Source organism: Streptosporangium sp. NPDC002607 (assembly GCF_053592655.1).
This window is the reverse complement of record NZ_JBSFWD010000006.1, coordinates 197044-223877: the sequence shown is the minus strand read 5'-3', so window position 1 is coordinate 223877 and position 26834 is coordinate 197044. Positions and strand designations below refer to the sequence as shown.

The following is a 26834-nucleotide window of genomic DNA, read 5'->3' as shown; positions in this document are numbered from 1 at the left end:
CTGGGGCTGGTATGTGACATGACGCTCGACAGCCCTGTCCGGCCACCGGTCAGGACGGCCCGGCGCGAGCCCGGGCAAGCGGGAGCAGGGGTACGGCCGCGGCGGCTACCCGCCGCGGGGCCTCAGCAGGGTTCGGTGCCGGAGGCGGGCAGGAGCTTGTTCAGCATGACCGCGCACTGACGCAGTTCGTCGGCGTCGAGCATGTCCAGGAACTGGGCGCGGACGCCGCGCAGGTAGGTGGGACCGGCCTCGGCCAGCCGCGCCGCGCCCGCGTCGGTGAGCACCGCGAACAGGCCGCGCGCGTCACTGGTGCACGCCTCGCGCTCGACCAGGCCGTCACGCTGGAGGCGGTCGACGAGCCGGGTCAGGCCGCTGCGCGAGAGCAGCACCCGGTCCGCCAGGTCGTTCATCCTCAGCCGCCGCTCGGGCGCCTCGAAGAGTTGCAGGAGGACTTCGTAGGAGGCCAGGGGCAGATCGTGCTCGATCAGCAGGTCGGCCTCCAGCACCCGGGCGATGCGGACCTGGGCTCGTTGGAGCATGCGCCAGAGCGTCAGCTCCTCCGAGCTGAAGCTCTCCATGGACTCGCCCGCCGTGAGGGTCACACAGTAACCTTAGAACGTTGCACGCGCATCTACACAGCGAATTGTCCGAATCCGGCGACCAGAGCCGGGGCCGGAATTCCTGCCGACGTTCCGGGGTTCATACCATTGGACTTCCGACGCCGACCGTTCCCTGACGGGATCGGGCCTCTCGCCAAGCCATACGAGCGCCACGATGGGCAGTTCCTGCCCTTGAGGCGCCTCATCGATAACAGACAAGGAGGGACGGCATCCTCCGTCGCCCCAGTGTGACGCCGCGTTGCCGACACTTCGATGGCACCTACCCCGGAACTGGTGATGGCCGCCCTCGCGACCGTCAACGACCCTGAGATCCGTCGGCCGATCACCGAGCTCGAAATGGTCAAGAGCGTCGACATCTCCCCCGAGGGGGCGGTACGTGTCGCGATCTTCCTCACGGTGTCCGGCTGTCCCATGAAGGACACCATCACCCGAGACGTCACCGCCGCGGTCTCCAGGATCGACGGAGTGGCCGGCGTCTCCGTCGAGATGGACGTCATGAGCCCCGAGCAGCGCAAGGCGCTGCAGACCAAGCTACGCGGCAACAAGGGTCCCGAGAAGGAGATCCCCTTCGCCCAGCCCGGCTCGCTGACCCGTGTCTTCGCCGTCGCCTCCGGCAAGGGCGGTGTCGGCAAGTCGTCGGTCACCGTCAACCTGGCCGCCGCGATGGCCGCGAGCGGTCTCAAGGTCGGCGTCGTCGACGCCGACATCTACGGCCACAGCATCCCTCGCATGCTCGGCACCTCCGAACGTCCCACCAAGGTCGAGGACATGATCATGCCGCCGGTGGCGCATGACATCAAGGTCATCTCGGTCGGCATGTTCAAGCCGGAGGGCAACACCCCCGTCGTGTGGCGCGGGCCCATGCTCGACCGGGCCCTGCACCAGTTCCTCGCCGACGTCTACTGGGGCGACCTGGACGTGCTGCTGATGGACCTGCCCCCGGGCACCGGTGACATCGCGATCTCCGTGGCGCAGCGGATGCCCTCGGCGGAGCTCCTGGTGGTGACCACCCCGCAGCAGGCCGCCGCCGAGGTCGCCGAGCGGGCGGGATCGATCGCCGTCCAGACCCACCAGCAGATCGCCGGCGTCATCGAGAACATGTCATGGCTGCCCTGCCCGCACTGCGACGAGCGGGTCTCGGTCTTCGGCGAGGGCGGTGGCCAGACCGTGGCCGACGCGCTCACCCGCACCCTCGGCGCCCGTGTGCCGCTCCTCGGCCAGGTGCCGATCGACATGCGCCTGCGCGAGGGCGGCGACGAGGGCAAGCCGCTCGTGCTGACCGACCCGGACGCCGCGGCCGCGGCCGAGCTGATCCGCATCGCCGGTTCCCTCAGCAAGAAGTCGACCAGCCTCAAGGGCCTCCAGCTCGGCATCTCGCCCACCCGGCGCGGCTGACGGCACCCGCTCCGACACGACGACGGCGGCGCCTCCTGCAGGGGGCGCCGCCGTCGGCCGTCCGGGAGGGACTCAGGTCGCCTCGGAGTCGTACGGAGGGATCTCGCCGTAGCCCAGCTCGCCGCCCGCCGGGTAGGCGGGGGCGGGTTCGGCGGTGGCGGTGGCCGGGGTGGACTTCCAGTCGTCCTCAAGGTCGGCGGTGAGGTGCTTGCGGACGAAGTTCTTCGGGTTCAGGTCGGCCGGGTCGAAGTCGGCGAACTCCGGCCCCAGCCCGGTCCGCAGGTCGTCTCTCGCGTTGTTGGCCATCCGGCGCAGGTTGCGCAACGTCTTGCCCGCCTGAGCAGCGGCCTGGGGCAGTTTCTCCGGGCCGAAGACGAGGAGGGCGATGACCACCAGCGCCACGATCTCAGGCCAGCCGAGTCCGAACACGGTGATCTCCTACCGAAAGAATGCCATGGGCACCTCTCCGGCTACGCACCGGAGAGGTTCCAGACTAGTACCGCCAAGGGTAAGCACGCGCCCCTGCCAGGCGGCTCAGGAAGGCTCGGGTGAGGGCTGGTCCGGCGCGGTGCCGACGGTCACGGTCGCGGTGTTCTCCTGGCCGCCGCGCTGGTACTTGACCGAGAGTTTCTCGCCGGGAGCCCTGTTGCGGACCAGCGCGATCAGCTCGTTGCCGTCCTGCAGCACGACGCCGTCGACCTCCAGGATGACGTCGCCCGGCTTGAGGCCCGCCTGGGCGGCGGGGCCGTTCGGCTCGATCGGCTGGGAACCCTGCCTGGCCTCGGTCGCGATACGCACCCCGACACCCTGGTAGGTCGGGTCGATGGCGACACCGATCCGCGACTTCTTGGCCTTACCCGTGGTGATCAGCTCCTGGGCGACGCGGCGGGCGTGGTTCACCGGGATGGCGAAACCGAGGCCGATGCTGCCGCTCTGGCCGCCGACCGACCTGCCGAGAGTGGCGATCGCCGAGTTGACGCCGATCACCTCGCCGTTGCCGTTGACCAGCGGCCCCCCGGAGTTGCCCGGGTTGATGGCCGCGTCGGTCTGGACCGCGCTGAGCCAGGTGGTCTCGGAGTTGTTCTCCTCACCCGCCTGAACGGGACGATTGAGCGAGCTGACGATGCCGGAGGTGACGGTGCCGGTCAGGCCCAGCGGGGAGCCGATGGCGATGACCGGGTCGCCCACGACCACGTTGTCGGAGTTGCCGAGGGTGATCTCCGGGGCGCCGAAGGTCTCCGCCGGCTTGACCACTGCCAGGTCCGACTCGGGGTCGCGGCCGACGACGACGGCGGAGGTGGACTTGCGGTTGTTGAACTGGATCTGGATCCGGCCGCTGGGATCGGCTCCGGCGACCACGTGGTTGTTGGTCACCACGTAGCCGCCCTTGATCAGGAAGCCGGAACCGGTGTTGGAACTCGCCCCGCCCTCGACCGCCAGCGAGACCACGCTGGGCAGCACCTTCGAGGCCACACCCGCCACCGAATCCGGGGGACGGGCGTTGGAACCGGTCGGCGCGTTCCCCAGGCTGTAGGAGGGGTCGCGCCCCGAGCCGGTCGGCTTGGTGAGGAGATAGGTGCCGACGCTGCCGAGCAGCGAGGCGAGCAACGCGATCACCACGGCGAGGACGACCAGCGTGGCCGTACGCGGCCCGCGCTGAATCGCCGCGGGCGCCGGGCCGCCGAAGCTCCCTGGCAGCCCCGGGCTGCCGGGAGGCGGCGCCCAGCCGGGGCCCATGCCGAACGCCTGGGTGGGCGGCGGGGGCGGAGCCGGGTGGGCGGCGAAGACCGCCGTGTCGTACCTGAGCCGGCCGGAGGGGTCGCCCCAGCTCTCCGGCGCGTGGCCTTGTCCCTGGACGCCCTCGCCCGCCGACGCCTCCCCGTCGTCGTGACGGAGCAACTCGGGTTGCCCCTGCGGCCCACCCCACCGGCCGCGGCCTGGCGGGGCGCCCAACTGGCTCCAGCCGTCGTCTCCCGGCTGCTCGGCCTGGGACGGCGCGCCCTCTCCGGCGGGCAGGAACTCGGGGCGCGAGAACTCGGGGCCGGAGGAGTCGGCGTGGCGGGACTCCGGAGCGCCGTGACCACCGTCGGTGAAGTCCGACGGCGTACGCCCCGCAGCATCGTGCGCCCCGTGGCCGGTACGGGCCTCGTCGGTCATCGAATACTCACTACTCCTTGCCTCGCAGATGCCCACTCACCGGGTCAACCCGGCAATCTTCCCCCGAGCGGCATACGAGATGTGTAAAACACACGTCATCCGAAGGGATTGACCCACGAGAGCAGGCGACTCGCACCTCGGCCGAGCCTCGTCCAGAGATCCGGAACATGCTCGTGCGGTAGGGCCGCGACAGCCGCGTCGACCATGTCGGCCGGCGCGTCCGCGAAGACTGTATAGACATGCCCCCCACTCGCCCAGATCATCTCCTGCCCAACCGGGCCTCGAATCCAGATCGTATGCCCGCTGCGCCGCTCCGCATGCCAACCCTGGAGATGATCCTCATCAAGCACTCCGGGTTGCACAAAAACCGACACAACTGACAACCCATCCGAATACCCCAAATACAAGTATCCAGCGGGGGCGCTTCGCGCGGCGAACAACTCCAGGCGGCCCGGCAGGGCACGGGGGATACGCCAGCCCGCGGCCAGCAGACGGGGCATCTCCACGAGATCGAGGCCCCCGGCGGCCAGCGGCGGCACCGTGGGCACCACCCCCTTGGTCACCGGGGCGAGGGTCAGATCGACGAAGGCTCCGACGTTGACGACCCGGCCCCTCACGTCCATGACTTCGCGGCGCAGCACCGGCCCGGCGGCCTTGTCGATCCAGTAGCGGGCGGCGACCGTGCCGTCCGCGCGCAGGACGTTCACGAGGCGGGCGGGGCGCCCGCAGGCGTGCCCCTCCCCGGCGGCCACGACCCGGTAGTTCCGGGCCAGCACCTCGAGCATCGCTTCCGACGGGCTGGACATGCCCCCGGCGGGGGTGCCCGGATCGGCGCTCTGCACCGAGCCTGAGGGCTCGGTACGCACCGTCATCCCCTTCCCGGGGACGTTGTGCACCTCCAGCACCGCCGAGGTGGAGCCGGAGGCGCCCCAGACCGTGACGTACTGGGTGCCTGAGTATCCGCGGGCCCGGCCCGCGACCGCCGCCTCACGGAGCAGGTGCAGGCCGGTGTCCTCGTTCTCCGCCTCGTCCGGCGGTATGGCGTGCGAGGTCCTGACCGCGTGTGCCGTACCGCCCGTCACCAGCCCCAGCAACATGACAGCCACCAGGATGATCGTGGCGGGCAGCCGGATCACGGAGTGGGCGAGAAGGTGGGCGTCGCCGATCCGCCGTAGGGTGCCGTGTTCCTGTGCTGGTTGGCGAACATGTCGACCGGCGGTACGACACGCGGGTTGGGGTCGGCTCCGCCTACCACGAACAGTGTGCCGATCGCCACGGCCGCCGAGGCGACACCCACCGCGACGTAACCCGCTCTCCGGGTGCGGCGAGGTCCTTGGGCCCGGCCCCTGGGGCGGTTGTCGGGGGGAGCGACGCTGTACATGCTCGGAATGGGTGCTCCGCCGAAGGTGCGCGAGGCCGGAAAGGGGCGCTCACGCGGGGGCAACGGGCCGCCGGGCTCCGCCATCCGCAGCAGGGACATCGTCAGGTCGGCCGGCATCGCGGGCCCGTCGAGGGACCGCAACCGGCTCTTCAGCGCTCGCACGGCGTCGACCTCGGCCCGGCAGTCGGCGCAGAAGGCCAGATGCGACAGGGCCCGGTCACGCTCGTGGTGATTCAGCTCACCGTCTACCAGTGCGGAAACACGCTCTCCTAGATGACTCATGCGCACTCCTTGCCAAGTGGCTCGTCGTGACATTCGTCATGACTGTGATTTCTCATGCGAATTCCTCCCCGTGAGTAACGCTCGGGGGGAATGGATCGTTCCGCGGCGCGCGATGCTCGAGCGCCTCACGCAACTGCGCCCGCCCACGGTGGATCCGGCTCCGAACCGTGCCGAGCTTCACACCCAGCGTCGCCGCGATCTCCTCGTAGGACAGCCCCTCGATGTCACACAGAACGACGGCCGCGCGGAACTCGGGCGCGAGGGCGTCGAGTGCCGCCTGGATGTCGGGCTCCAGATGGGTGTCGTCGTACACCTGTGCGGGAGAAGGCTCGCGCCCGCGCAGCCGCTCGGCGGCGTCGTCGGCGAGCCCCTCGAACCTGATGCGCTGCTTGCGCCGCGCCATGTCGAGGAACAGGTTGGTGGTGATGCGGTGCAGCCAGCCCTCGAAAGTGCCTGGCGTGTAGTTCGACAACGACCTGAAGACCCGGACGAAGACCTCCTGTGTGAGATCTTCCGCATCGTGCACGTTGCCGGTCAGCCGATAGGCCAGCCGATACACTCGCGCCGAGTGCGCCCGGACCACCTCCTCCCAGGTAGGAGGCGTCCAATCAGACACGGGAGCTTCTGCCTGGTGGTCAGGCTCGTCCACCAGCACTCCTCTCTCCGGGACCACCGCTATCGCCATAGTGCCTGGTTTCGTCCCTTCGTGCGCACTGACTACCTTCAGGACCGGCAAAGGCCGCTTAAACCGTGCAACGCACCGGGGACGACATGAGTTCCCGATCGGGCCTGCCTCCCTTAGGCTGCGACCCAGCGCCTATATGACTGTGTACGGAGAAAGCGGGAGGAGAGGCCGATGGCAGAGACGCCGACAAGTCCGTTGGAGGCCACTCTGGCCTATGCCGATGAGTTCCACAGGGAGGACGACATCCTGCTGGCCGCGCGCATGCGCGGCGCCGAGGTGGGAGCGCCCCCGATCCTGCCCGGCGGCGGCGCCGCTCTCTGCTTCCTCGCCACCGCCATCAACGCCCGTGCCGTCGTGGAGATCGGCACCGGCTGCGGGGTGTCAGGCCTGTGGCTGCTCCGCGGCATGCGCCAGGACGGCACGCTCACCAGCGTGGACGTGGAACCGGAGCACCAGCGACTGGCCAGGCAGAGCTTCGCCCAGGCCGGATTCTCCGGGGGCCGGACCCGTCTGATCACCGGCCGCGCCCTCGACGTGCTCCCCCGGCTGTCCGACGGCGGCTACGACCTGGTCTTCTGCGACGGCGCCATGCACGAGTACGCCGACTACCTGGCCGAGTCCGTCCGGCTGCTCCGGGTCGGCGGCATCGTCGTCTTCGACAACGCCCTCTGGGGCAACCGGGTGGCCGACCCCGTGCAGCGGGACCCCGACACGGTCTCCATCAGGGAGCTCGGCAAGCTCGTCCGCTCCGACGAGCGGCTCCGCCCGCTGATGATGCCTCTCGGAGACGGCATCCTGGCGGCCGTCAAGCTCTCCGACTGACGGCGGCCACCCGACCGGGGGCGGGACGGTGACACCGTCGGTGTCACCGTCCCGCCCGCCGCGCGATCACCGCTCCTGGAGCCCCGCCAGCCATTCGAGCAGCAGGCGCACGCCGTATCCGGTGGCTCCCTTGCTGAACAGGCCCTCGTCCGCGCCGCTACGGCCGACGCCGGCGATGTCAAGGTGTGCCCAGGGCCGCCCGCCGGTGAACTCGCGCAGGAACAGCGCCGCGGTGACGGAACCCGCGCCGTAGGTCGATCCGGCCTCGATGTTGGTCAGGTCGGCCACCGACGAGTCGAGCGCGGGAAGGTAGTCCTCGATCAGCGGCATCCGCCAGAGCCGCTCCCCACTGACCTCCCCCGCCTCGACCAGCGCGCCTGCCAGCGCGTCCTCGGAGGCGAAGACCGCGCCGAGACTCTTGCTCAGGGCCACGCTGATCGCCCCGGTCAGCGTGGCGATGTCCACCATGACGTCCGGGTCCAGCTCCGCGTCGGCGTAGGCCAGCGCGTCGGCCAGCACCAGGCGGCCCTCGGCGTCGGTGTTGAGCACCTCCACGGTCCGGCCGCCGTACTGCGTGATCACGTCCGAGGGGCGCTGGGCCGTACCGGAGAAGGAGTTCTCGGCGGCGGCGATCAGGCCGGTGACCCGGATCGGCACGCCGAGCGAGGCCAGCGCGCCCAGGACCGCGATGACCACCGCTCCGCCGGCCATGTCGGTCTTCATGAACACCATGCCGGCGGTCGGCTTGAGCGACAGGCCGCCGGTGTCGTACGTGATGCCCTTGCCGACCAGGACCACGTGGCGCGTCGCGCCCTCGGGCCGGTAGGAGAGCTGGATCAGCCGGGGCGGGTTCACCGACCCCTTCCCGACGGCGAGGATGCCGCCGAACCCGCCGGAGCGCAGCTCCCGCTCGTCCCACACCCGCGCGGCGACGCCCTGCTCGGCGGCGCGCTCGGCGAGCCAGGCCGGTGACTTCACCGAGGAGGGGGTGTTGGTCAGGTCCCTGGCGAGCGCGACGGCCCCGGCGATCACCTCCGCGCCGGCGACCTCCGCCTCGACCCCGTCTCCGACGAACTCGAGCGTCGTCACGGGGGACTTCGCCTCGCCGACCCTGAAGGTGTACGTGGCCAGCAGCGCGCCCTCCACGAAGGCGGCCACCGGCCCGCCGGGCAGCACGATCCTGATGGCGTCCTTGCCCTTACCGCGCCGCGCCACCGCCGCGCCGGCCTTGCGCAGGGCCGTCGCCGAGCCGTCTCCGACTCCGTAGAGGAGCACCCGGCCCACGGCGTCGCCGTTCGCGACGGGAACCTCGACGATCTCACCCGCCTCGCCCTTGGCCTGGTAGTGGGCGAGCAACGCCGCCACGGGCACCGGCAGCTCGATCTCGGGTGCGAGATCCTCGGCGAAGGGAACGGCGAGCAACTCGGCGTCGCCGAAGGACCCGGTCTCGGCGTCCTCCCCGGCGGACAGCCCCTGGGCATAGGGCACGCGGGGCAGGAGCAGGTAGGGGGAGATGGGCATGGGTGACTCCAGTCGTCAGGCCCGGCAGGAGAGAAACGCCGGGGAGAACACCGCGGCCCTGGCGCGAGCCGCCGCAAGGCGGTCCGACGGCCAGGGCCGTGTTCATCGTCGGTCGCGCGGGCCATCGCAGGTGTCATGCTCCCCGAGCAAGCTCAAATAGGGCCCGGCTCCGCCACTCTGTCTTAGATCGGTATTAACCGACGATTTTCTTCAGTTCCTCACCAAGGGCGCTTGCCTCGTCCGCGGAGAGCTCAACGACGAGACGGCCGCCACCCTCCAGAGGAACCCGCATGACGATCCCCCTGCCTTCCTTGACGACCTCCAGCGGACCATCACCGGTCCTCGGCTTCATAGCCGCCATGCGTGTATCCCTTCCTGCTTCGGGCTCCGGATCTCCGACTGACCCGAGGGTGGCCGACGCATTCACGTCTTCTGTGATGTCCTATTATCCCGCCTCCGCACGGAGAATGGGAACGATCAGTCTCAGCGTCGGCTCATCCGGCGATCAAGACCGTTGTCCGAGACCCCCCGGACGGCCAAACTTGTCCTCGTGAACGCCCGCGCCGCGCTCTTCGATCTGTACGGGGACCACCTCAGATCCCGAGGCGGCCGCGCGTCCGTGGCCGCCCTCGTCCGCCTGCTCGCCCCGCTGGACATCGCCGCTCCGGCCGTGCGCACCGCCATCTCGCGGATGGTACGGCAAGGCTGGCTGGCGCCCGCCCGGCTGCCCGGAGGCCCCGGCTACGAGGTCACCCCCAAGTGCGTGCACCGTCTCGACGAAGCCGCGTTGAGAATTTACCGAGTTGGGACGATCACCTGGAACGGCCGGTGGCACGTCCTGGTGCTGGAGCCCGTGCGCGAGCGGTCCAGAAGGGAGCGCCTCCGGGCCGAGCTGTCCTTCATCGGGTACGCGCCCCTGTCCGAGACCACCTGGATCGGCCCCCGTCCCTCCCCCGAGCTGGAGACGATCCTCAGCGGCGAGGGCGTCGGCGCCGAGCGGTTCGACGCGGTGCTCGACGGCGACCCCGCGGCACTGGCCGCCAGGACATGGGACCTGGACGGCATCGGTGCCGCCTACCAGAGATGGCTGGCCCAGGCGATGGACCTGGTCGGCGAGCTGCCCGGCAGCGCGAGCGACGCCCGGGTGTTCGCCGTCCGCAGCAGGCTGCTGCACGGCTGGCGCAACTTCCTGTTCCGCGACCCCGGGCTCCCAACCGAGCTCCTGCCGCGAGGCTGGCCGGGGGAGCAGGCCAGAATCTACTTCGAACACGAGGCCGGACGGCTGCTCCCAGCCGCCGCCGCCTTCGTCGACCGCCACCTCGGCGAGCCGTAGCACGCGGAGCCGGGAAGCCTGAAGGAGCCCTTGTTGAACGACGTTCTCTACTCCGTCGATGACGCCGTCGCCACCATCGTCATCAACCGGCCGGAGGCGATGAACTCGCTGACCTCCCGGGCGAAGACCGCCCTGCTTGAGGCGGTGACCGCGGCGTCGCGGGAGCGCGCCGTGCGGGCGGTGCTGCTGACCGGGACGGGGCGGGCGTTCTGTGCCGGCCAGGACCTGAGCGAGCACGCCGCGAACCTGGAGGCCGGGCGGGGCCTGGACGACACGGTACGTACCCAGTACAACCCGATCGTCCGCACGATCACCGAGATGGACAAGCCGGTCGTCGCGGCGGTGAACGGCGTCGCCGCGGGCGCGGGCGCCGCGCTGGCCTTCGCCTGCGACCTGCGAATCGCCTCGGAGAAGGCCAGGTTCGCGATGGCCTTCTCCGGCATCGCCCTGGCCCCGGACTCGGGCGCCTCCTGGACCCTGCAGCGCCTGGTCGGCGCGGGCCGCGCGGCGGAGCTGCTACTGCTCGGCGAGCCCATCGGCTCGGCCCGCGCGCTCGAACTCGGGATCGTCTCCCAGGTCGTCCCCGCCGACGAGCTGGACATCGCGGCCCGCGCACTGGCCGTACGGCTGGCACAGGGGCCCACGAGCGCCTACGCGGCCACCAAGCGCGCCCTGCGGTTCGCCTCGACCGGTTCGCTGGCCGAGGCCCTGGAGCTGGAAGCCGACCTCCAGGACGCCTGCGCCAAGACCGACGACCACCTGAACGCGACCCGCGCCTTCCTCGCCAAGGAGCGCCCGGTCTTCCAGGGCCGCTGACGTCCCTTGGCCGGTCTCGGGGGATTCCGCGAAACCGCCGCGTACGTGCGGGGACTTCCGGCGTCAGCGGGGCCCGGCCGCGCGGAGCTCCCCCTCACCCGCGAGGGGGAGGCCGTCAGGCCCGGCGCGTCCAGCAGTCGGCCAGGTGGTCGTTGACGAGGCCGATGGCCTGCATCAGCGCGTAGGCGGTGGTCGGGCCGACGAAACGGAAGCCGTGTGACTTGAGCTCCCTGGCCAGCGCCTTGGAACCGGGGGTCTGGGCGGGCAGGTCCGCCGGGGTCTTCGGAACCGGCGAGCCGGGGTCCGCGTGACTCCAGACGAGGTCGGACAGGCCGATGCCGAGCGCGGCCCTCGCGTTGGCGATCGTCGCCTCGATCTTGGCCCGGTTCCTGACGATGCCTGTGTCGCCGAGCAGGCGTTCGACGTCCTGCTCGCCGAAGGCGGCCACGGCCGGAATGGAGAACCCCTCGAAGGCGGCGCGGAAGTTCTCCCGCTTGCGCAGGATGGTGATCCAGGACAGGCCGGACTGGAACGCCTCCAGCGTGATCCGCTCGAACACCCGGTCGTCGCCGGTGACCGGGCGGCCCCACTCCTCGTCGTGGTAGGCGATGTAGTCGGGGGCCGCGCTCACCCACCCACAGCGCACGAGCTCCACGGGTGCCGCGGGCACGACGGGTCGCGAGGTCTCGGTCAACGGGACTCCTCCTTGTTGTCCTTCCCCGGCCGCTCACCGAGGTGGACGCCGACGGTACCGGAGGACGGCTCCGGCGAGGCCCCGGAAGGGGACGGGGAGTCCGGCACCTGGGACGGCTCGGACGGCGAGGAGACCCGCGACGCGCCGGGCGGCTTCTCCGCCACGGAAATCTCATCCGCCTCGGGGAGCCCATCGGCCCCCTCCGGCCCGTGTTCGACCCGTGGAACGGCCGGTGACCCGCCGGAATCCCCTCCGTCCGGCACGGGGTCCGGCACGGGCTCGGCCGCGTCGGGGAGCCGGTGCGGCGCCTCGCGCTCGGTGAGTGAAACGGCGGACGACCCGCCGGACCGCTCCTTGCCCGCCGCGGGCCTGCCGTGGCCGGAGAGCTCGTACGGCGCCTCAAGCTCGCGCAGGGTGGCGGGCAGGCCGCCCTTGAGCTCGTGGCGGGCCTGGAGCCTGCCGGCGAGCAGCTCGGCCACCCGCTGCTCCAGCACGGCGATCCTGGTGTCGCGCTCGCTCAGGGCTCCGGCGACCCGGTTCAGCGCCTCGTCCACGCTCTGGGTGTGATAGCCGACGAGGCTCACCGGGAGCTGGAGCGCCATGAAGTCGACGGCACCGAGCTGGCCGCCCTTGGGCAGGTCCAGCGGAGGCACGTCGGGAGCGAACTCGCTCAGCTCACCCCCCCGCCCCATGGCGACCACCGTGACACTGGCGATGACGGCTACGGCAGCGAGGGCTAATACGACCAGCACATACGAATCGTGCCACAACTCCGCTGACCTAGGATCAGGTCGTGACTCCTCCGTTCCCTGAAGAGAGCAGCCTCCCGCCCGCCTCCGCCGAGGTGGGCGACGGCCGGGCTCCGGCCTCTCCGAGCGGGCGGACCGGGGCGGTCCCACCGGTCCCGCCGACGGCCCCCCTCGTGCTCGGCCCCGGCGATCCGGGCGAACCCGGCTGGGTCGAGGCCCACTCGATCGGGGAGGTCGAGGAGCTCGTCCGCGCCGGGCGCACCGTGGTCGTCACCCCTGCCAGGCTGGCCGCCGCCACCGCCGGAGACGAGCGGGACGCCGAGGCCGCGGAGCTCACCGCGGCCTCGATCTGTGCCTGGGCGGGTGCCCGCGTGTTCCGTACGGATCGCCGGGAACAGGTGCGACTCGCGGTCGAGATGACCGACTCCCTCGCCGGGCGGCGTCCACCCGCGCTAACCCGCCGTGGCCTCGCCTAGTTCCTCGGCGCTCGGTTCCAGATGCCTGGTCGACTTCTCCAGCAACCGGAACGCCTCGTCGACCGTGGCGGTCCAGGAGATGGCGTCGAAGACGTTCGGCCGGGTGAAGCCCGCCTCCTGCATGCCCTCGACCAGGTCCCGCAGCGGCCGGTAGATGCCCCACGGGTCGAGGACCACCAGGGGCTTGTCGTGCAGGCCCAGCGTGCGGGACGTCCAGATCTCGAACAGCTCCTCCAGCGTTCCGATGCCGCCCGGCAGCACCAGGAAGGCGTCGGAACGGGCGTCCATGACCCCCTTGCGCTCGCGCATGTCGCCAGTGATCACCAGCTCGTCGGCGTGCTCGTCCGCGAGCTCGATGTCCACCAGTGACTGGGGGATCACGCCCACGGTACGGGCGCCGCCCGCGCGGGCCGCTCGGGCGATCGCGCCCATGCAGGAGACCTTGGCCCCTCCACTCACCAGGTCGTGCCCGCGCCTGGCGAGTTCCGCACCGACCTCCTCGGCCAGCTCCTGGTACTTCTTGTCGATTCTCTGACTAGACGCGAGGAATACACATATGAACACGCCCCGACCTTATTCGGCATCGCCGGCCAGGGTCATGGGCTTCTCCGCTCGTCCCTGGCCCGCCCGCCCCTGGTGCGGTCGGCCTCCACGATGATCCGGACCGCCTCCTCCACGTCGTCGGTGACGTGGATGAGATCCGCGTCCCGGGCGGAGATCTTGCCGGTCCGCACGAGGGTGTTCCTGATCCAGCCGATCAGGTCGCCCCAGAACTCGGTGCCCATCAGCACCACGGGGAAGGAGGTGACCTTCCCCGTCTGGACCAGGGTGAGTGCCTCGAACAGCTCGTCCAGGGTGCCGAACCCTCCGGGCAGCGTGATGAAGCCGCAGGAGTACTTCACGAACATGGTCTTGCGCACGAAGAAGTAGCGGAACTCGATGCCGAGGTCGACGTACTCGTTCATGCTCTGCTCGAAGGGCAGCTCGATGCCCAGGCCGACCGAGACACCGCCGGACTCCGCCGCCCCCTTGTTGGCGGCCTCCATGCAGCCGGGGCCACCACCGGTGATCACGGCGTAGCCCGCCTCGGAGAGGCTCTTGCCCAGCTTGATCCCCATCTCGTACTCGGGGGTGCCCGCGGGGGTACGCGCGGATCCGAACACGGTCACCGCCTGGGGCAGCTCGGCGAGCTGGCCGAAGCCCTCCACGAACTCGGCCTGGATCCGCATCACCCGCCAGGGGTCCATGTGCAGCCAGTCGGCCGGCCCTCTCCGGTCAAGAAGCCGCTGGTCGTAGGTGGAGTCGGAGACGAGGTCACCGCGGACCACCGCGGCTCCCTGGCGGCGTTCAGGACGTGTTTTCTTCATGCGGGACACCGTAGTGCCGTCCCAGAAAAATCTTGAAAAATCTCTATGAAAACATGGAACCGAATTTTGACGAGGGCGCGTCTAACTGCACGAGGGTGCTGCTCGGGACTGAAAGTGGCTTTCCCCGCCAAATGGCCGGCGAGGAAAGCCACTTTCATTTGCGCCCGGCACCGCTCCGGCCCCTCGCGGGGTAACCGCCCACGTCAGGGCGGAGCGGATCCGCCGTGAGCGGCACACCTGACCGGATGACTCCGGCCTTTCACGACAGCCAGCCGAGCATTCCGTGCTCGCAGTCGGCGATCTTCTTCAGTGAGACGAACTCCCCCTGCTGGTGCGCCATATTCGGGTCTCCGGGCCCGTAGTTGACGGCGGGCACGCCGAGACCGGCGAAGAGCGAGACGTCGGTCCAGCCGAGCTTGGCCCTCGGTGTGCCGCCCACCGCGTCGACGAAGGCCGCCGCCACCGGATGGGTCAGGCCGGGCCGCGCGGCGGCCGCGCCGTCGGTGAAGCGGACCTCGTACCCCTCGAACACCTCGCTCACGTGGGTCCGCGCCTCCTCCAGCGACAGGTCGGGGGCGAAGCGGTAGTTCACCGTCACCACGCACTCGTCCGGGATCACGTTGCCCGCGACGCCACCGCCGATGCCCACCGCGTTCAGGCCCTCGTGGTACTCCAGCCCGTCGACGACGGGCAGCCTCGCCTGGTAGGCGTTCAGGATCGCGAGCACCGGCTGGGCGGCGTGGATCGCGTTGACCCCGAACCAGGACCTGGCGCTGTGCGCCCGCTTGCCCCGGGTGACGATCTGGGCCCTGAGCGTGCCCTGGCAGCCGCCCTCGATCGTGCCGTCGGTGGGTTCCATGAGCACCGCGAAGTCCCCGGCGAGCCAGTCGGGGTGCCTGCGGCTGAGCCTGAGCAGGCCGTTGCGCTCGGCCTCGATCTCCTCGCAGTCGTAGAAGACGTAGGTCACGTCCCTGCTGGGCTCCGGGAGGGTCGCCGCCAGCTTCAGGGCGACCGCGACGCCGGCCTTCATGTCCGAGGTGCCGCAGCCGTAGAGCAGGTCGCCCTCGACCCGGCTGGGCAGGTTGCCCGCGACGGGGACGGTGTCCAGGTGTCCGGCGATCACCACCCGCTCACCGCGGCCCAGATGGGTACGGGCCACGATCGACTCGCCGTCGCGCTCGACCGTCAGGTGCGGGAGGAGCCGGAGGGCCTCCTCCACGGCGTCGGCCAGTGCCTTCTCGTCGCCGCTGACCGACTCGACGTCCACGATCCGGGCGGTGAGCTCCCCGACATCCTGTGTGAGATCCAGACGCGTACTCATGCCCGCGACCCTAGTGCCCGCGCGGGATCCGGACGAGCCCGCCCCCGCCGCCCCCAGCCGTGTCCGCGCGGCATCCGGTCGAGTTCGGCACGGGGGCCGGGCGACCCCTGCCGGGCGGAGCGCCTATCCGTGTCCGTGCAGCATCCGGTCGAGTTCGGCCCCGCCCGGCCTGCGGCCCTCCTCCAGGCGCTCAAGCACCAGCACGCAGCGCAGCCCGAAGGTACCGCCGGGAAACTCGCGCCGCCGGGTCCCCCCTGCCACCACGCACCAGTCCGGGACGCGGCCACGGCCGAGTTCCTCTCCCGTCCGCACGTCGACGACAGGGGTCGAGCCCGACAGGATCGTCCCGGCGCCGACCACGGCGCCCCGGCCCACCCGGGCCCCCTCGGCGATCACCGCACGGCGGCCGATCAGCGCGCCGTCCTCGACGACCGCGGGTGCGGCCCTCGACGGTTCCCCCGCGGCGCCGGAGCCCTCCTCGCCGTCCTGGCCGCCCGCCGCTCCGACACCGACCCCGCCGGCCAGGTGGACGTTCTTGCCGATCTGGGCGCACGAACCGATCGAGACCCAGGTGTCCACGGTGCTGCCCTCGTCCAGGTGGGCGCCGATGTCGACGAACGAGGGCATCAGCACCACGCCTCGCGCCAGGTAGGCGCCCCAGCGGGCGATCGCCCCCGGCACGACGCGTACCCCGTCGACGGAGGTCTTCAGCGGAAGACGGTCATGGTGATGGAAATCACCCACCTGGGACCTGGCCATGCCGAGCACCCGGAAGGCGAGCATGACGGCCCGCCGGGCGCGCTCGTCCACGACCACCTCGCCGGTGGGGGAAACCTCCGCCACCCGGGCCTTTCCGCCGTCGAGCATGTCCACCGCGCTCACCACGACGGCGCGGGCCTCGGCGTCGGCGGGGCTCAGCTCGGCCCGGCGTCGCCACAGCTCGTCGACGGCCGCGGGCAGCGGGCTGGCATCGCTCTGGGTCATGGCCCGGAGCCTAGTGTTCACAGCGTTATCACAGGCTGAGCAATCGCGGGGACCGGTAGGTTCTTGACCGTGCGAGGGCGCTTCTCAAAAGGGGTTATCGCGATCATCGCGATCGTGGTCGTGCTCGTGGTGGCCATCACCGCGGGTCTGTTCACCCTGCTCAAGCGGGCGAAACCGTTCGTCGACCTCGGCGAGGGGTGCAGGATCACGACTCCGGAGGGCTCGCTGGACCTGGACATCGCGCAGGCCCAGGTGGCGGCGGCCATCGCGGCCGTGGCGGCCCGCAGGAAGCTGCCCGAGCGGGCCGCCGTGATCGCCTACGCCACCGCCATCCAGGAGTCGAAGCTGGAGAACCTGAGGGGCGGCGACCGCGACTCGGTCGGCGTGTTCCAGCAGCGGCCCTCCCAGGGTTGGGGAAAACCCAGCCAGCTCATCGATCCCGTCTACGCCTCGGAGAAGTTCTTCGCCGCGCTGGTGAAGGTGAAGGGATACCGGAAGCTGCCGCTGCACGAGGCGGCCCAGGCGGTGCAGCGCTCGGCCGACGGGTCGGCGTACGCCCAGCACGAGGAGGACGGGAAGATCCTCGCCGCGGCGTTCACCGGACGCGTCCCCAAGGCCGTGCACTGCTGGTTCCCCGTTCCCTCGGGCAAGAGCCCGCGCCCCGACACGGGTGCGGCGAAGAGCGAGCTCACCAGGGCGCTCGGGGCCGCGTTCGAGGCCCCGTCGCGCAGGCGCGGCTGGCTGGTGGCCGGCTGGTCGATCGCCCACGCCAAGGAGTTCGGGCTGACCAGGATCCGCTACGACGGCCAGTCGTGGGTCTCCGCGAACGGCCACGACGGCTGGAAGGCCGACCCCAAGGTGCCCGCGGGGAAGGTCGAGATCTCCCAGTGATCCGGTGCCGCCTCCGGATCACTCCCCTGCTCACGCCCGCGGGGCTCAGCCCTTCTTCTCGATCCTGATCGTGCCGGGGGCCAGGGGCTGGGCGTGTGAGGCTCTCCAGCGCTGGCCCTGCAGGCGTTCGAAGCTGAGCAGGCGGCCGTCGGCCGCCCGGTAGTCGGCGAAGTCGAGCAGGCCCCGCTCGGGCATCGAGGTGACGCCCTCGCCGCGGAAGGCCGCGGTGCCACGGTCGATGGGGAGGAAGTCGACCCCCTCAACGCTCAGGGTGGTCTTGGCGGGGATCATGCCCTCGGTGGGCACCTGCGTCCACAGCAGCACCTCCAGGTGCGGCGGTTCGCCGGTCGCCAGGCCGTCGTGCATCTGGATCGAAAGCCACTGGTAGCGGCGGGTGCCGTCGTCGAGAAGGTACTCGGTCCACTGGGTGCCCTGCCACGACAGGTACAGGGCGCCGAGAACGCGGCTGCGCACCCCCTGGCATTCGATCGTGTCGCCGACCTTGATCGTACGGGGGTCGGGATAGTCGATACCGACATGGCCCATGGCCGGTTGGGGCGGCTGCGCGGCCCCAACCGAGGAGGGGGGGGTCTCGCCGGGAGGCTCGGGATCGTCGGCCCCCCTGTCCTGACGCGTCGTCGCGAAGAACGCGCCGAGCAACAGGACAAGGGTGACCACACTCAAACCGAGTATCACGGCGACCTCGGGGGTCATGCCGCGCGATCCTACTGGAGGCGGCGCACCGCCGCACTGATGCGTTCGTCACCGGCCGTCACGGCGACCCTGACATGCCCCTCACCCGCGGTCCCGTAGAAGTCGCCGGGGGCGACCAGGATCCCCCTGTCGGCCAGCGCGCGGACCTGCTCCCAGCAACCCGTCCCGTTGGACGCCCACAGGTACAGACCCGCCGTGGAGTGCTCGATCTTCCAACCGGCCGCCTCCAGGGCGGGACGGAGCGCCGCGCGGCGGGCGGCGTAGCGGGCCCGCTGCTCCTCGGCGTGCTCGTCGTCGTCCAGCGCGACGGCCATCGCCGCCTGGACCGGCGCGGGCATCATCATGCCGGCGTGCTTGCGTATCTCCAGCAGCCGCTTGATCAGCGCGGGGTCGCCGGCGACGAACCCGGCGCGGTAGCCGGCCAGGTTGGAGCGCTTGGACAGCGAGTGCACCGCCAGCAGGCCCTCGTGCGAGCCGCCGCAGACGTCCGGGTGCAGGATCGAGACCGGCTGCTCCTCCCAGCCCAGCTCGATGTAGCACTCGTCGGAGGCCACGACCGCGCCGTGCTCGCGCGCCCACGAGACGACCTTGCGCAGGTGCTCGGCGGGCAGGACCTTACCCGTCGGGTTGGACGGGGAGTTGACCCAGACCAGCGGCACCCGCTCCGGCCCGAGCGCGAGCAGCCCGTCGGCGGCGTACGGCTCGGCGCCCGCGAGGCGGGCCCCCACGTCGTAGGTGGGGTAGGCCAGCTCGGGGAAGATCACTCGTTGCCCCGCCCCGACACCGAGCAGTGTCGGCAGCCAGGCCACCAACTCCTTGGAACCGATCAGCGGCAGCACGTTCGCCTGGTCGAGGATCACTCCGTGCCTACGCCGCAGCCATCCGGCCGCGGCCGAGCGGAGGCGCTCGGAACCGTGGGTCTGCGGGTATCCGGGGCTGTCCGAGGCGTCCGCGAGCGCCTGGCGCACGATGGCGGGCACCGGATCGACGGGGGTGCCCACCGAAAGGTCGACGATCCCGTCGGGATGCGACGCCGCCAGTTCCTTCAGCGGCGTGAGCCGGTCCCACGGAAAGTCCGGCAGGCCGATCATCGGAGCCTCGCGGGCACGTTCGGGTTCTCTGACCGGTTAGGAGTGGCGCTCACTTGATTCAGCCGTCGTCTTTCGCTCTGTCGGATCTGCCGGTGACACGCACCGGAGGAGCGATTTCTCACCCCTCCGGCATCGGACCCCGGGCACCGTCCTTTGGATCTTTCGCCCACCGCGGCCGGTCAGGCGGCACCCCGCCGCGTTGTCGCCGGTCGCCGCGGCACGCCGCGGCGACCTCCTTCGCTCCACGAGGCGGCAGCCGACCGATCCTCGCCGCGGCAAGATCTGCCCGACAGGACCTAGTGGCTCTCGGCCTGCGGGGGCAGAGCCTCGACGACCGGGTGGTCCTTCTCGATCTTGCCGACCTTGGAGGCGCCGCCGGGCGATCCCAGGTCCTCGAAGAAGTCCACGTTCGCCTTGTAGAATTCCTTCCACTGCTCGGGAAGGTCGTCCTCGTAGAAGATGGCCTCCACCGGACAGACGGGTTCGCACGCGCCACAGTCGACGCATTCGTCGGGGTGGATGTAGAGCATCCGTCCCCCCTCGTAGATGCAATCGACAGGGCACTCCTCGATGCATGCCTTGTCCAGGACGTCCACGCAAGGCTGCGCGATGACGTAGGTCACCTCGGGCTCCTTCTTCTTTACGCACCTAGGCACGACTTCGACCGCGGGTTGCTTAGCCCTAGTATTGCCGGGCCTGCCACGTGTCTGAAACGGGAGGGGGCAAAAGTCGATGGCCCTTGGTTTCGGTGCTCGCCTAAATATCACCATAACCCCCTCTGACGTGGGCAAAAGAGTCACCACGCGGAGACGGGTTCCCGAGGGATTCCGGGACGCGGTGGGCGAGTTGGAGTTCTGGCGGGACGGCGTGCTCGGCGTACGCAAACGGGACGGCACGCTGGTCGAGATCGGCGAGGAGACGCTCGCCGCGGCGAAGGTGGTCCAGGAGCCGCGACCCCCGCGCGTGTGAGGCGCCCACCGGCACGTTCGGGTAAGCCACTCGCCAAGACACGTATAAGCCGTCCGGTAGGAAGGGCCGCGCCTGCTCGACCGGACGAATGACAGCGGAGAGTATTTTCTCCGTGACCGTACGTACCAGCGCCGCAGCCGCCGTGATCCTCACGGCCACGATCGCCGGATGTGGCGCCCCGGCTCCTCAGAACATTCAACTCCCGCCGGTCAACACCCGGGCCGCCTCCATGAAGGAGGGCTTCTCGACGATGGAACGCCTCGTCGAGGCGGCCAAGAAGGAGGGGACCCTCACGGTGATCGCGCTACCGCGCGACTGGGTGAACTACGGCGAGATCATCGACACCTTCGCCGAGGAGTACGGAATCAAGGTCGACCAGCTGGAACCCGGCGCGAACAGCGCCAGGGAGATCGCGGCCATCCCCGCGCTCAAACCCGACGTGTTCGACCTGAGCATGGACGTCGCCGTGTCCAAGTCCGACCTCTTCGCCCCGTACCGGGTCCAGGGCTGGCAGGACATCCCCGACCATCTCAAGGATCACCGGGGCACCTGGTACGCCGGGTACGGCGGCTACATGTCCATCGGCTACGACCCGAGCAAGGTCGCGACCCCCGCCTCCTTCTCCGACCTGCTGAAGCCCGGTCACAGCGTCTCGCTGCCCGGCGACCCCCGGGAGGTCTCGGCGGCCTTCAACGGGGTGATGGCCGTCTCGCTCAGGGGCGGCGAGGCGAGGGCGGAGCGGGGCGTTGAGTTCTTCCACCGCCTCAAGGGCGCGGGCAACCTCGCGGCGACCCCCAAGGCGGCCTCGGTCGTCGTCGACTGGGACTACCACAACGCCGAGCGGGCGGCCGCCGGCAAGGACTGGAAGGTCGCGATTCCCGGCGACGCCGTGCTCGGCTCGTACTACGTCCAGGCCATCAACAAGCAGGCCCCGCACCCTGCCGCCGCCCGGCTCTGGCAGGAGTTCCTGTTCTCCGACAAGGGCCAGAACCTCTTCCTGAAGGGCTATGCCCGCCCGATCAGGATGGAGGCCCTCCAGATGCGCGGCACCCTGGACGACGAACTCGCGGCCAAGCTCCCCGCCACCAGCGGGAGGCCCGTGATCCTCACCGTCTCGGAGATCGACAGGGCCAGGGCCTACCTCCAGCGCGAGTGGGCCAGAAAGGTGAGATGAGGGTGGGGCTGATGAGACTGATATGTCGTGACTTCCCAGAGGCTCTAAAGTGTCTGGAGAGTACCGATAAGAGACCCTGGCGTCTCAGAATGTGAGCTGATCGTCTTGCGATACGACGCGCCTAGCTTGACGAGGTGGAACGCTCGCGCCTACGACAGCAGCTTCGGGTACGTTTCAGCACATGGCGCCCCCCTGGTCGAACTACTCGACCCGCAGCCGGGCGAGCGCATCGTGGATCTCGGCTGCGGCACGGGGACGCTGACCGCCGAGATCACCTCCCGGGGCGCGCACGTCCTGGGGATCGACGGATCGCAGGCGATGATCGAAAAAGCCCTGGCGCAGTACCCGGGGCTGGACTTCATAGTCGGCGACGGCCGCGACTTCACGGTGGCCCAGCCCTACGACGCGGTCTTCTCCAACGCGGCCCTGCACTGGATGGGCCAGGAGCCGGACGCGGTGATCACCAGTGTCCGCGAGGCCCTCGCACCCGGCGGACGGTTCGTGGCCGAGATGGGCGGCGCGGGCAACTGCGCCGCGCTGACGGCGGCGCTGTCCACCGCCTGGCGGGAGTACGGGCTCCGTGAGCCCGGCCTGCCGTGGTACTTCCCCACCCCCGCCGAATACGCCACAAGGCTGGAGAAGGGCGGCTTCACGGTCCGCCTGCTGGAATACTTCGATCGGCCGACCCCGCTCGACGAGTGCCCCAACGGGGCGGCCGACTGGGTGCGGATGTTCGCCGGTTCGCTGCTCCAGGAAGTGCCGATGGAGATGGTCGACTCGCTGCTCCACCGGGTGAACGAGCTGGCCGCCCCCGCCCTGCGGCGGGAGACCGGCTGGATGGCCGACTACGTGCGACTGCGGTTCGCGGCTGTACGCCGCTGAACCGACCCAATGCGCCGTGGCGATTTGCCAGACTATGGTCTGTTCCATGAGTCTCGTTCCCCGGCCACATGGAGTGTCTCGGGCGGCTTAAGGGGCTGGTGAAGGGAACGGATGAACTTCTGTCTGAGTGACCTCGTGCCGCCGCTACGCTGGAGCGACGCGGCCACGATCCCACTTCTGCGCGACCAGCCTGACCTGCCGGACGCCTGGTGGCGGAGCCTGCCGATGGCCCGCGTGCTCGCCGTACTGCCTCCTGAGCGGCTGGCCGAGATCCTCACCGCGCTCGCCCTGAACCACTGGCCTGCCGCTACCGTGGGCGACGTGCTGCCCGCACTGCACGTCCTGGACCCGGACGAGGCCGACGAGCCCTGTACGGCCATAGCCCTCGACCGCGCGGGATCCTGGCCGGGTCTCCTCGCGCTGACCGGCCACGACCTGCGCGACCAGCCGTTCATCCAGCCGGTCCCGCTACTGCACGCCCTCTTCACGGCGGTCTTCGCACGCCTGGCGACCCCGCTCCCGGCGGCTTCGGTCCAGGCGGTTTTGGTTCCGGTGGCTTCGGTCCAGGCGCCCACCGCGCGGAGCGAGTCGGCCCCGGGCGAGTCCGATGCCATACCGAATGAGTCTGAAGCCGTCCCCGCGCCGGAGACCGGGCCGGAGACCGGGCCGGGTGTCGTGGCGGAGTCCCCCGCAGAACCCGCTGCCGAACCCACTTCAGGGCCCACGTCAGGGCCCACTGCCGAGAGCACGGCCGAGAGCACGGCCGAGAGCACGGCCGAGAGCACGGCCGAGAGCACGGCCGAGAGCACGGCCGAGAGCACGGCCGAGAGCACGGCCGAGAGCGTGGAGAGCGCCGGGGACGCCGTGCCGGAAGCCCTGCCGGTGCCCGAGGCACGTCGTGCGGCTGAGGCTGAGGCTGAGCCCGCCGCCGTCCCTGAATCGCTCTTCCAGCCGGCCCCGGCGAGGAACGATCCGCCCGTGACCGACGCGGAGGCTCAGGCCGCCGCGCCCGGCGCCGCGTTCGAAGAAGTCCGGGAGTCCCCCGCCGAGAGCGTGCCCGAGGCCGAGGCGGCTGCCGCCGCTCCGGTTGAGGCGGTCGCCGAAACCGGCGACGACCCCATCGACGACCCCATCGACGACCCCATCGACGACTCCGTACCCGCCGCCGCCCCGGAGGCGGCGGGCGCCCCCGAGCCGGAGGAGGCCGCGCGGAGCCGTCGGGCCGGGCAGCCTGTGGAGAACCTGCACGCGCTGGTGGACGGTGTCTTCGCCAACGTGGAGGACAAGCGCTGGGCGGTGGCGCAGAACAGGCTGTTCAGCGACACCCCGGCGAGCGCGGAGGCGCTGGCCAAGCTCTTCGCGGTGCGGCCGGAGGTCATCTTCGGCATCGAGGTCGACCTGCGCCGGGAGCTCGGGGAGTGGATCGCCTCCGACGAGGCCGCCCCGTACCGGGAACACCTGGAGGAGATGAGAAGGGTGCTCGGCAGGGCGGCGCCCAAGGAGCGGCTGATCAACGCCGCCGACTGGCACACCCTGGAGCTGCACTCTCTCGACATCCCGGCCTGGCAGTTCGTGCTGGCCACGCTCCCCGGTTACCACCTGGTCGACGAGTGGCTGGTGGAGGGCGACATCGCCGAGCTCCGCCATCGCACCCGCGACATGCTCAGCGACGCCCAGCCGCCGCTGACCATCAACAAGGCCCTCGACATGGTCTCCTCGCTGGGCATCCACCCCGAGGTGTCCAAGGAGTGGCTGGAGAACGTTCCGCAGCTCCGCATCCTCGGCGCGGGCGAACGGCCTCCCCAGCGCCCGAACGGCGCCCCGGCCCTGATCGCGGAGAAGCCGCCCGGCGCGCCGCGGGAGAACGGGGAACCGGCGAAGGCCCCCTTCCGCCCGCTGAAGGACGTCTCGCTGACCAGGCGCTGCTTCCGCCAGCCCGACGGCCGCTGGTGGCTCCGGATCGACGTCACCTCCGACCACCTGCGAGGCGCCGAGTGCTCGCTGCCCAGCGGGTTCGCCGCCTACCTCGGGATGTCACCCGGTGAGGGCCGCACGGTCAGCAGCGCGGTCGGCGATCTGGTCCTCAGCTGGCACGACAGGCCCGTGCTCGAGTCGCTCAGAACGCTCCTGGAGGACGTGGGGGCCAAGGAGGGCAGCCACCTGTTCCTCACCCTCTCCGACGAGGGAGTCCTGCGGGCCAGGCACCTACCGTCCGCCGGGGGCGAGGGGGAGGCGACAGCCCAGGCGCTGAGACTCGTCGGCTACACCGCCTCGGGCGGCACCCCGGAACAGGCCGGGCGGGTCATCGCCACCCGGGTCGGCATGACGGGCCCCGTGGGCATACCCGACCTTCTCACCCGGCTACGAGAACGCGGGGACCGCGATCTCCTGTCACTGTTGGCCTAGCTCATGCCCCGCCTCGCCATCTCCCCGGACTTCCCCGTCGAACTCGGCGCCCTGGCCCAGCCGGTGCGCCGGGACGTCGTGGTCTCGGCGCGCAGGTTCCTGCAGAACGTGGCGGGTGCTCCGCACCCCGAGCGGGTCAGGGGGGCCAGGGACCCCCGGGTCGCCACCCTGAGGCTGGCCGACCGGTACCGGGGCGTCGTGGTCAAGCAGCGGGACGTCTACTGGCTGCTGACCGTGCTGCCGGACGCGGAGGCGTGGGCGTACGCCCAGCGCTACCGGTTCGGCGTCAACACCGCGCTGGGCGTGGTCGAGATGTGGGACGCCGAGGCGCTGGACCAGGTACGGCCCGCGGTGCGCAGGGCGGCCGAGGCGTCCACGACGCGGCTGTTCTCCGAGATCTGCGACAGCGACCTGGCCGAACTGGGGGTGGACGGCCGGTTCCTGCCGCTGGTCAGGCAGATCACCGACCAGCTCACCCTGGAGGCGCTCGAACCGCTGCTGCCCCCCACGCAGTACGAGCCGCTGGCGGCGCTCGCCAGGGGCGAGTCGATGGCCGGGGCCTGGCGGGAGCTGGAGAACTGCCGCGCCGTCGCCGCGGGACCCGAGCCGATCAACCCCGAGGACTTCGGCGCCGCGCTCCTGCGCAGCCCGGACCGGGCCGTCTTCACAGACCACCCGCGCGAGCTGAACCGCGTGCTCGACGCGCCCGGCTGGTGCGTGTTCCTGCGGCCGCCGCAGCACCGGCTGGCGTACTGGGAGTCCTACCAGCAGCCGACGCTGATCACCGGTGGCGCGGGCACCGGAAAGACGCTCGTCGCCCTGCACCGGGCGGCCCACCTGGCCAGGCGCGCGAGCGGCCAGATCCTGCTCGTCACCTTCTCCCAGGGGCTGAGCGCCGAACTCGCGACCAGGCTCGACCTGCTGGTCGAGGACGAGACGATCCGCAAGCGGATCGAGGTCGGCAACGTGGACCGGCTGGCCCACCGCATCGTCGCGGAGGCCGAGGGCCGTCCGCCCTCGCTGGTCGGCGCCGCCGAGCTGACGGCGCTCTGGGAGGAGACGGCGGCCGGCCACAGCCCGGCGTTCCTGCTGCGCGAGTGGGAGCAGGTGGTGCTGGCGCAGAACCTCCGGACCCTGGAGGAGTACCTGGACACCCCCCGCTCGGGCCGCGGCGTCGAGTTGTCGGCCGAGGAGCGCGGCGCCGTCTGGGACGCGATCGGGCACGTCACCGGACGGCTGCGAGAGCGCGGCAAGCGGACCCTGCTGCAGCTGGCCTCCGAGGCGTCGGTGCTGCTCGGCCAGACCACGGGAGACCTGCTGGAGGAGACGGAGCCCATGCGGGAGCCGTACCGGCACATCGTGGTGGACGAGGCGCAGGACCTGCACCCCGCGCAGTGGCGGCTGCTGCGGGCGGCGGTGCCGCACGCCCGCGACGACCTGTTCATCGTGGGCGACCCGCACCAGCGCATCTTCGACACGAGGGTGACGCTCAGCGCCGTCGGGATCGACGCGATCCAGCAGCGTCTGCAGGTGTCGTACCGGCTCCCACAGGAGATCCTGTCCTGGGGAGTCCGGTTACGCGGAGGCGGTCCCGCCGACGGGCTCGTCGACGGTGTGCAGGAGCTCTACGGCTTCCGGAGCACCCGGCACGGGCTCAGGCCGATGGTCCGAGCCTACGATTCACCGCAGGATGAGCTGACGGGGCTGGTGGCACAGGTGGGAGAGTGGGTGGATGAGGGCGTGATGCCCGAGGAGATAGCGGTGGCCGCCAGGACCGCCGGCCTCGTGCGTGACGCGCGGACCGCTCTGCGCGAGCTGGGGGTGCGAGTGACGACGCTGCACGGCATGAAGGGACTCGAGTTCCGGCGGGTCGCGGTGATCGGCGTGGGCGAGGGAATCGTGCCCGACCCCGACTCACTGACCCCCATCGGCGAGGATCCGGCGGCCAGGGCCCACGATCTCCAGCGGGAGCGCGGCCTGCTCTATGTCGCCTGCACCCGGGCACGAGAACTCCTTTACGTATCCCATTCCGGACGGGCAAGTCCCTTCCTTCCCAACTGACCACATAGTCTGAACTGCGGATGTAATCCCCTTTGCCGGTTGG

28 protein-coding genes are annotated in these 26834 nt (G+C 70.7%); 11 read left to right on the top strand and 17 right to left on the bottom strand.

The features are described from left to right. Positions 1–122: 122 nt before the first annotated feature. Entirely contained in the window at positions 123–602 is a 480-nt protein-coding gene (locus ACWD3H_RS09645; protein WP_350921807.1) for a MarR family winged helix-turn-helix transcriptional regulator, read from the bottom strand. Positions 603–872: 270 nt separating this feature from the next. Here ACWD3H_RS09645 and ACWD3H_RS09640 point away from each other — a divergent pair, with 270 nt between their 5' ends. Then, the gene (locus ACWD3H_RS09640; protein ID WP_355624594.1) at positions 873–2015 is read left to right on the top strand and encodes an Mrp/NBP35 family ATP-binding protein; all 1143 of its coding nucleotides are present in this window, start codon (positions 873–875) and stop codon (positions 2013–2015) included. A 72-nt stretch (positions 2016–2087) separates the two neighbouring features. Here the strand turns inward: ACWD3H_RS09640 and ACWD3H_RS09635 are convergent, their stop codons facing one another. The 5 genes from ACWD3H_RS09635 to sigE all read right to left on the bottom strand — a co-directional run bounded on the left by ACWD3H_RS09635 (position 2088) and on the right by sigE (position 6520). After that, positions 2088–2444, bottom strand: a complete 357-nt coding sequence (locus tag ACWD3H_RS09635; protein ID WP_355624596.1) for a sec-independent translocase — start codon at positions 2442–2444, stop codon at positions 2088–2090. Between the two features lie 105 nt (positions 2445–2549). Beyond that, the gene (locus ACWD3H_RS09630; RefSeq protein ID WP_451954628.1) at positions 2550–4172 is read right to left on the bottom strand and encodes a S1C family serine protease; all 1623 of its coding nucleotides are present in this window, start codon (positions 4170–4172) and stop codon (positions 2550–2552) included. Between the two features lie 95 nt (positions 4173–4267). Continuing rightward, a complete protein-coding gene (locus ACWD3H_RS09625; protein WP_451954683.1) occupies positions 4268–5269 on the bottom strand; it encodes a sigma-E factor regulatory protein RseB domain-containing protein in 1002 nt (333 codons plus the stop codon). 35 nt (positions 5270–5304) lie between these two features. Continuing rightward, complete coding sequence (locus tag ACWD3H_RS09620) at positions 5305–5835, bottom strand: anti-sigma factor family protein (protein ID WP_355624599.1); 531 nt, start codon at positions 5833–5835, stop codon at positions 5305–5307. Positions 5836–5887: 52 nt separating this feature from the next. After that, a complete protein-coding gene (gene sigE, locus ACWD3H_RS09615; RefSeq protein ID WP_350921795.1) occupies positions 5888–6520 on the bottom strand; it encodes an RNA polymerase sigma factor SigE in 633 nt (210 codons plus the stop codon). Between the two features lie 171 nt (positions 6521–6691). On the opposite strand from sigE, the gene ACWD3H_RS09610 reads away from it, so the two are divergent. Continuing rightward, positions 6692–7342: an O-methyltransferase gene (locus ACWD3H_RS09610; RefSeq protein WP_350921793.1), complete on the top strand. Its 651-nt coding sequence runs from the start codon at positions 6692–6694 to the stop codon at positions 7340–7342. A 66-nt stretch (positions 7343–7408) separates the two neighbouring features. On the opposite strand, the gene ACWD3H_RS09605 is transcribed toward ACWD3H_RS09610, so the two are convergent. Both ACWD3H_RS09605 and ACWD3H_RS09600 read right to left on the bottom strand, forming a co-directional pair. Next, positions 7409–8863: a leucyl aminopeptidase family protein gene (locus tag ACWD3H_RS09605; RefSeq protein WP_451954627.1), complete on the bottom strand. Its 1455-nt coding sequence runs from the start codon at positions 8861–8863 to the stop codon at positions 7409–7411. Positions 8864–9056: 193 nt separating this feature from the next. Continuing rightward, positions 9057–9224 (bottom strand): DUF3117 domain-containing protein, encoded by a 168-nt coding sequence (locus ACWD3H_RS09600; RefSeq protein ID WP_084195322.1) that lies wholly within the window; start codon positions 9222–9224, stop codon positions 9057–9059. Positions 9225–9413: 189 nt separating this feature from the next. On the opposite strand from ACWD3H_RS09600, the gene ACWD3H_RS09595 reads away from it, so the two are divergent. Then, positions 9414–10196 carry a PaaX family transcriptional regulator gene (locus tag ACWD3H_RS09595; RefSeq protein WP_451954626.1) on the top strand — a complete coding sequence of 261 codons (783 nt, stop codon included), beginning with the start codon at positions 9414–9416 and terminating at the stop codon, positions 10194–10196. Positions 10197–10229: 33 nt separating this feature from the next. Beyond that, the gene (locus tag ACWD3H_RS09590) at positions 10230–11012 is read left to right on the top strand and encodes an enoyl-CoA hydratase-related protein (RefSeq protein WP_355550826.1); all 783 of its coding nucleotides are present in this window, start codon (positions 10230–10232) and stop codon (positions 11010–11012) included. A 115-nt stretch (positions 11013–11127) separates the two neighbouring features. Here the strand turns inward: ACWD3H_RS09590 and ACWD3H_RS09585 are convergent, their stop codons facing one another. Beyond that, a complete protein-coding gene (locus ACWD3H_RS09585) occupies positions 11128–11706 on the bottom strand; it encodes a DNA-3-methyladenine glycosylase I (protein WP_451954625.1) in 579 nt (192 codons plus the stop codon). Beyond that, on the bottom strand, positions 11703–12458 hold the full coding sequence (locus tag ACWD3H_RS09580; protein WP_355550822.1) for a hypothetical protein: 756 nt from the start codon (positions 12456–12458) through the stop codon (positions 11703–11705). Before ACWD3H_RS09580 ends, ACWD3H_RS09585 begins: the two co-directional genes overlap by 4 nt. A gap of 41 nt (positions 12459–12499) precedes the next feature. Here ACWD3H_RS09580 and ACWD3H_RS09575 point away from each other — a divergent pair, with 41 nt between their 5' ends. Then, the gene (locus tag ACWD3H_RS09575) at positions 12500–12931 is read left to right on the top strand and encodes a hypothetical protein (RefSeq protein WP_451954624.1); all 432 of its coding nucleotides are present in this window, start codon (positions 12500–12502) and stop codon (positions 12929–12931) included. Here the strand turns inward: ACWD3H_RS09575 and ACWD3H_RS09570 are convergent. From ACWD3H_RS09570 to ACWD3H_RS09555, 4 genes are all read right to left on the bottom strand, one after another. Next, the gene (locus ACWD3H_RS09570) at positions 12908–13495 is read right to left on the bottom strand and encodes an LOG family protein (RefSeq protein WP_350955916.1); all 588 of its coding nucleotides are present in this window, start codon (positions 13493–13495) and stop codon (positions 12908–12910) included. The two genes, ACWD3H_RS09575 and ACWD3H_RS09570, sit on opposite strands and share 24 nt — an antisense overlap. A 32-nt stretch (positions 13496–13527) precedes the next feature. Next, positions 13528–14298: an LOG family protein gene (locus tag ACWD3H_RS09565; RefSeq protein ID WP_355550816.1), complete on the bottom strand. Its 771-nt coding sequence runs from the start codon at positions 14296–14298 to the stop codon at positions 13528–13530. Positions 14299–14557: 259 nt separating this feature from the next. Further along, positions 14558–15619, bottom strand: a complete 1062-nt coding sequence (gene dapE / locus ACWD3H_RS09560; protein WP_451954623.1) for a succinyl-diaminopimelate desuccinylase — start codon at positions 15617–15619, stop codon at positions 14558–14560. A 123-nt stretch (positions 15620–15742) separates the two neighbouring features. Then, positions 15743–16603, bottom strand: coding sequence for a 2,3,4,5-tetrahydropyridine-2,6-dicarboxylate N-succinyltransferase (locus ACWD3H_RS09555; RefSeq protein ID WP_355550812.1), 861 nt, complete (start codon positions 16601–16603; stop codon positions 15743–15745). A 69-nt stretch (positions 16604–16672) separates the two neighbouring features. Between ACWD3H_RS09555 and ACWD3H_RS09550 the strand changes: the two genes are divergently transcribed. Next, positions 16673–17494 (top strand): hypothetical protein, encoded by an 822-nt coding sequence (locus ACWD3H_RS09550; protein ID WP_355550810.1) that lies wholly within the window; start codon positions 16673–16675, stop codon positions 17492–17494. A gap of 45 nt (positions 17495–17539) precedes the next feature. Here the strand turns inward: ACWD3H_RS09550 and ACWD3H_RS09545 are convergent, their stop codons facing one another. From ACWD3H_RS09545 to fdxA, 3 genes are all read right to left on the bottom strand, one after another. Then, positions 17540–18208 carry a DUF4178 domain-containing protein gene (locus ACWD3H_RS09545; RefSeq protein ID WP_451954622.1) on the bottom strand — a complete coding sequence of 223 codons (669 nt, stop codon included), beginning with the start codon at positions 18206–18208 and terminating at the stop codon, positions 17540–17542. A gap of 11 nt (positions 18209–18219) precedes the next feature. Then, on the bottom strand, positions 18220–19299 hold the full coding sequence (gene dapC, locus ACWD3H_RS09540; RefSeq protein WP_355550806.1) for a succinyldiaminopimelate transaminase: 1080 nt from the start codon (positions 19297–19299) through the stop codon (positions 18220–18222). A gap of 296 nt (positions 19300–19595) precedes the next feature. Continuing rightward, positions 19596–19922 carry a ferredoxin gene (gene fdxA, locus ACWD3H_RS09535; protein ID WP_030910647.1) on the bottom strand — a complete coding sequence of 109 codons (327 nt, stop codon included), beginning with the start codon at positions 19920–19922 and terminating at the stop codon, positions 19596–19598. Positions 19923–20082: 160 nt separating this feature from the next. Here fdxA and ACWD3H_RS09530 point away from each other — a divergent pair, with 160 nt between their 5' ends. The 5 genes from ACWD3H_RS09530 (at position 20083) to ACWD3H_RS09510 (ending at position 26791) form a co-directional block, all read left to right on the top strand. Beyond that, complete coding sequence (locus ACWD3H_RS09530; protein WP_451954621.1) at positions 20083–20268, top strand: putative acetyltransferase; 186 nt, start codon at positions 20083–20085, stop codon at positions 20266–20268. A gap of 112 nt (positions 20269–20380) precedes the next feature. Then, a complete protein-coding gene (locus tag ACWD3H_RS09525) occupies positions 20381–21442 on the top strand; it encodes an ABC transporter substrate-binding protein (protein ID WP_451954620.1) in 1062 nt (353 codons plus the stop codon). Positions 21443–21568: 126 nt separating this feature from the next. Then, on the top strand, positions 21569–22324 hold the full coding sequence (locus tag ACWD3H_RS09520) for a class I SAM-dependent methyltransferase (protein ID WP_350921759.1): 756 nt from the start codon (positions 21569–21571) through the stop codon (positions 22322–22324). A 111-nt stretch (positions 22325–22435) separates the two neighbouring features. Then, complete coding sequence (locus ACWD3H_RS09515; RefSeq protein WP_451954619.1) at positions 22436–24730, top strand: hypothetical protein; 2295 nt, start codon at positions 22436–22438, stop codon at positions 24728–24730. 3 nt (positions 24731–24733) lie between these two features. Continuing rightward, on the top strand, positions 24734–26791 hold the full coding sequence (locus ACWD3H_RS09510) for a UvrD-helicase domain-containing protein (RefSeq protein WP_451954618.1): 2058 nt from the start codon (positions 24734–24736) through the stop codon (positions 26789–26791). Positions 26792–26834 lie beyond the last annotated feature (43 nt).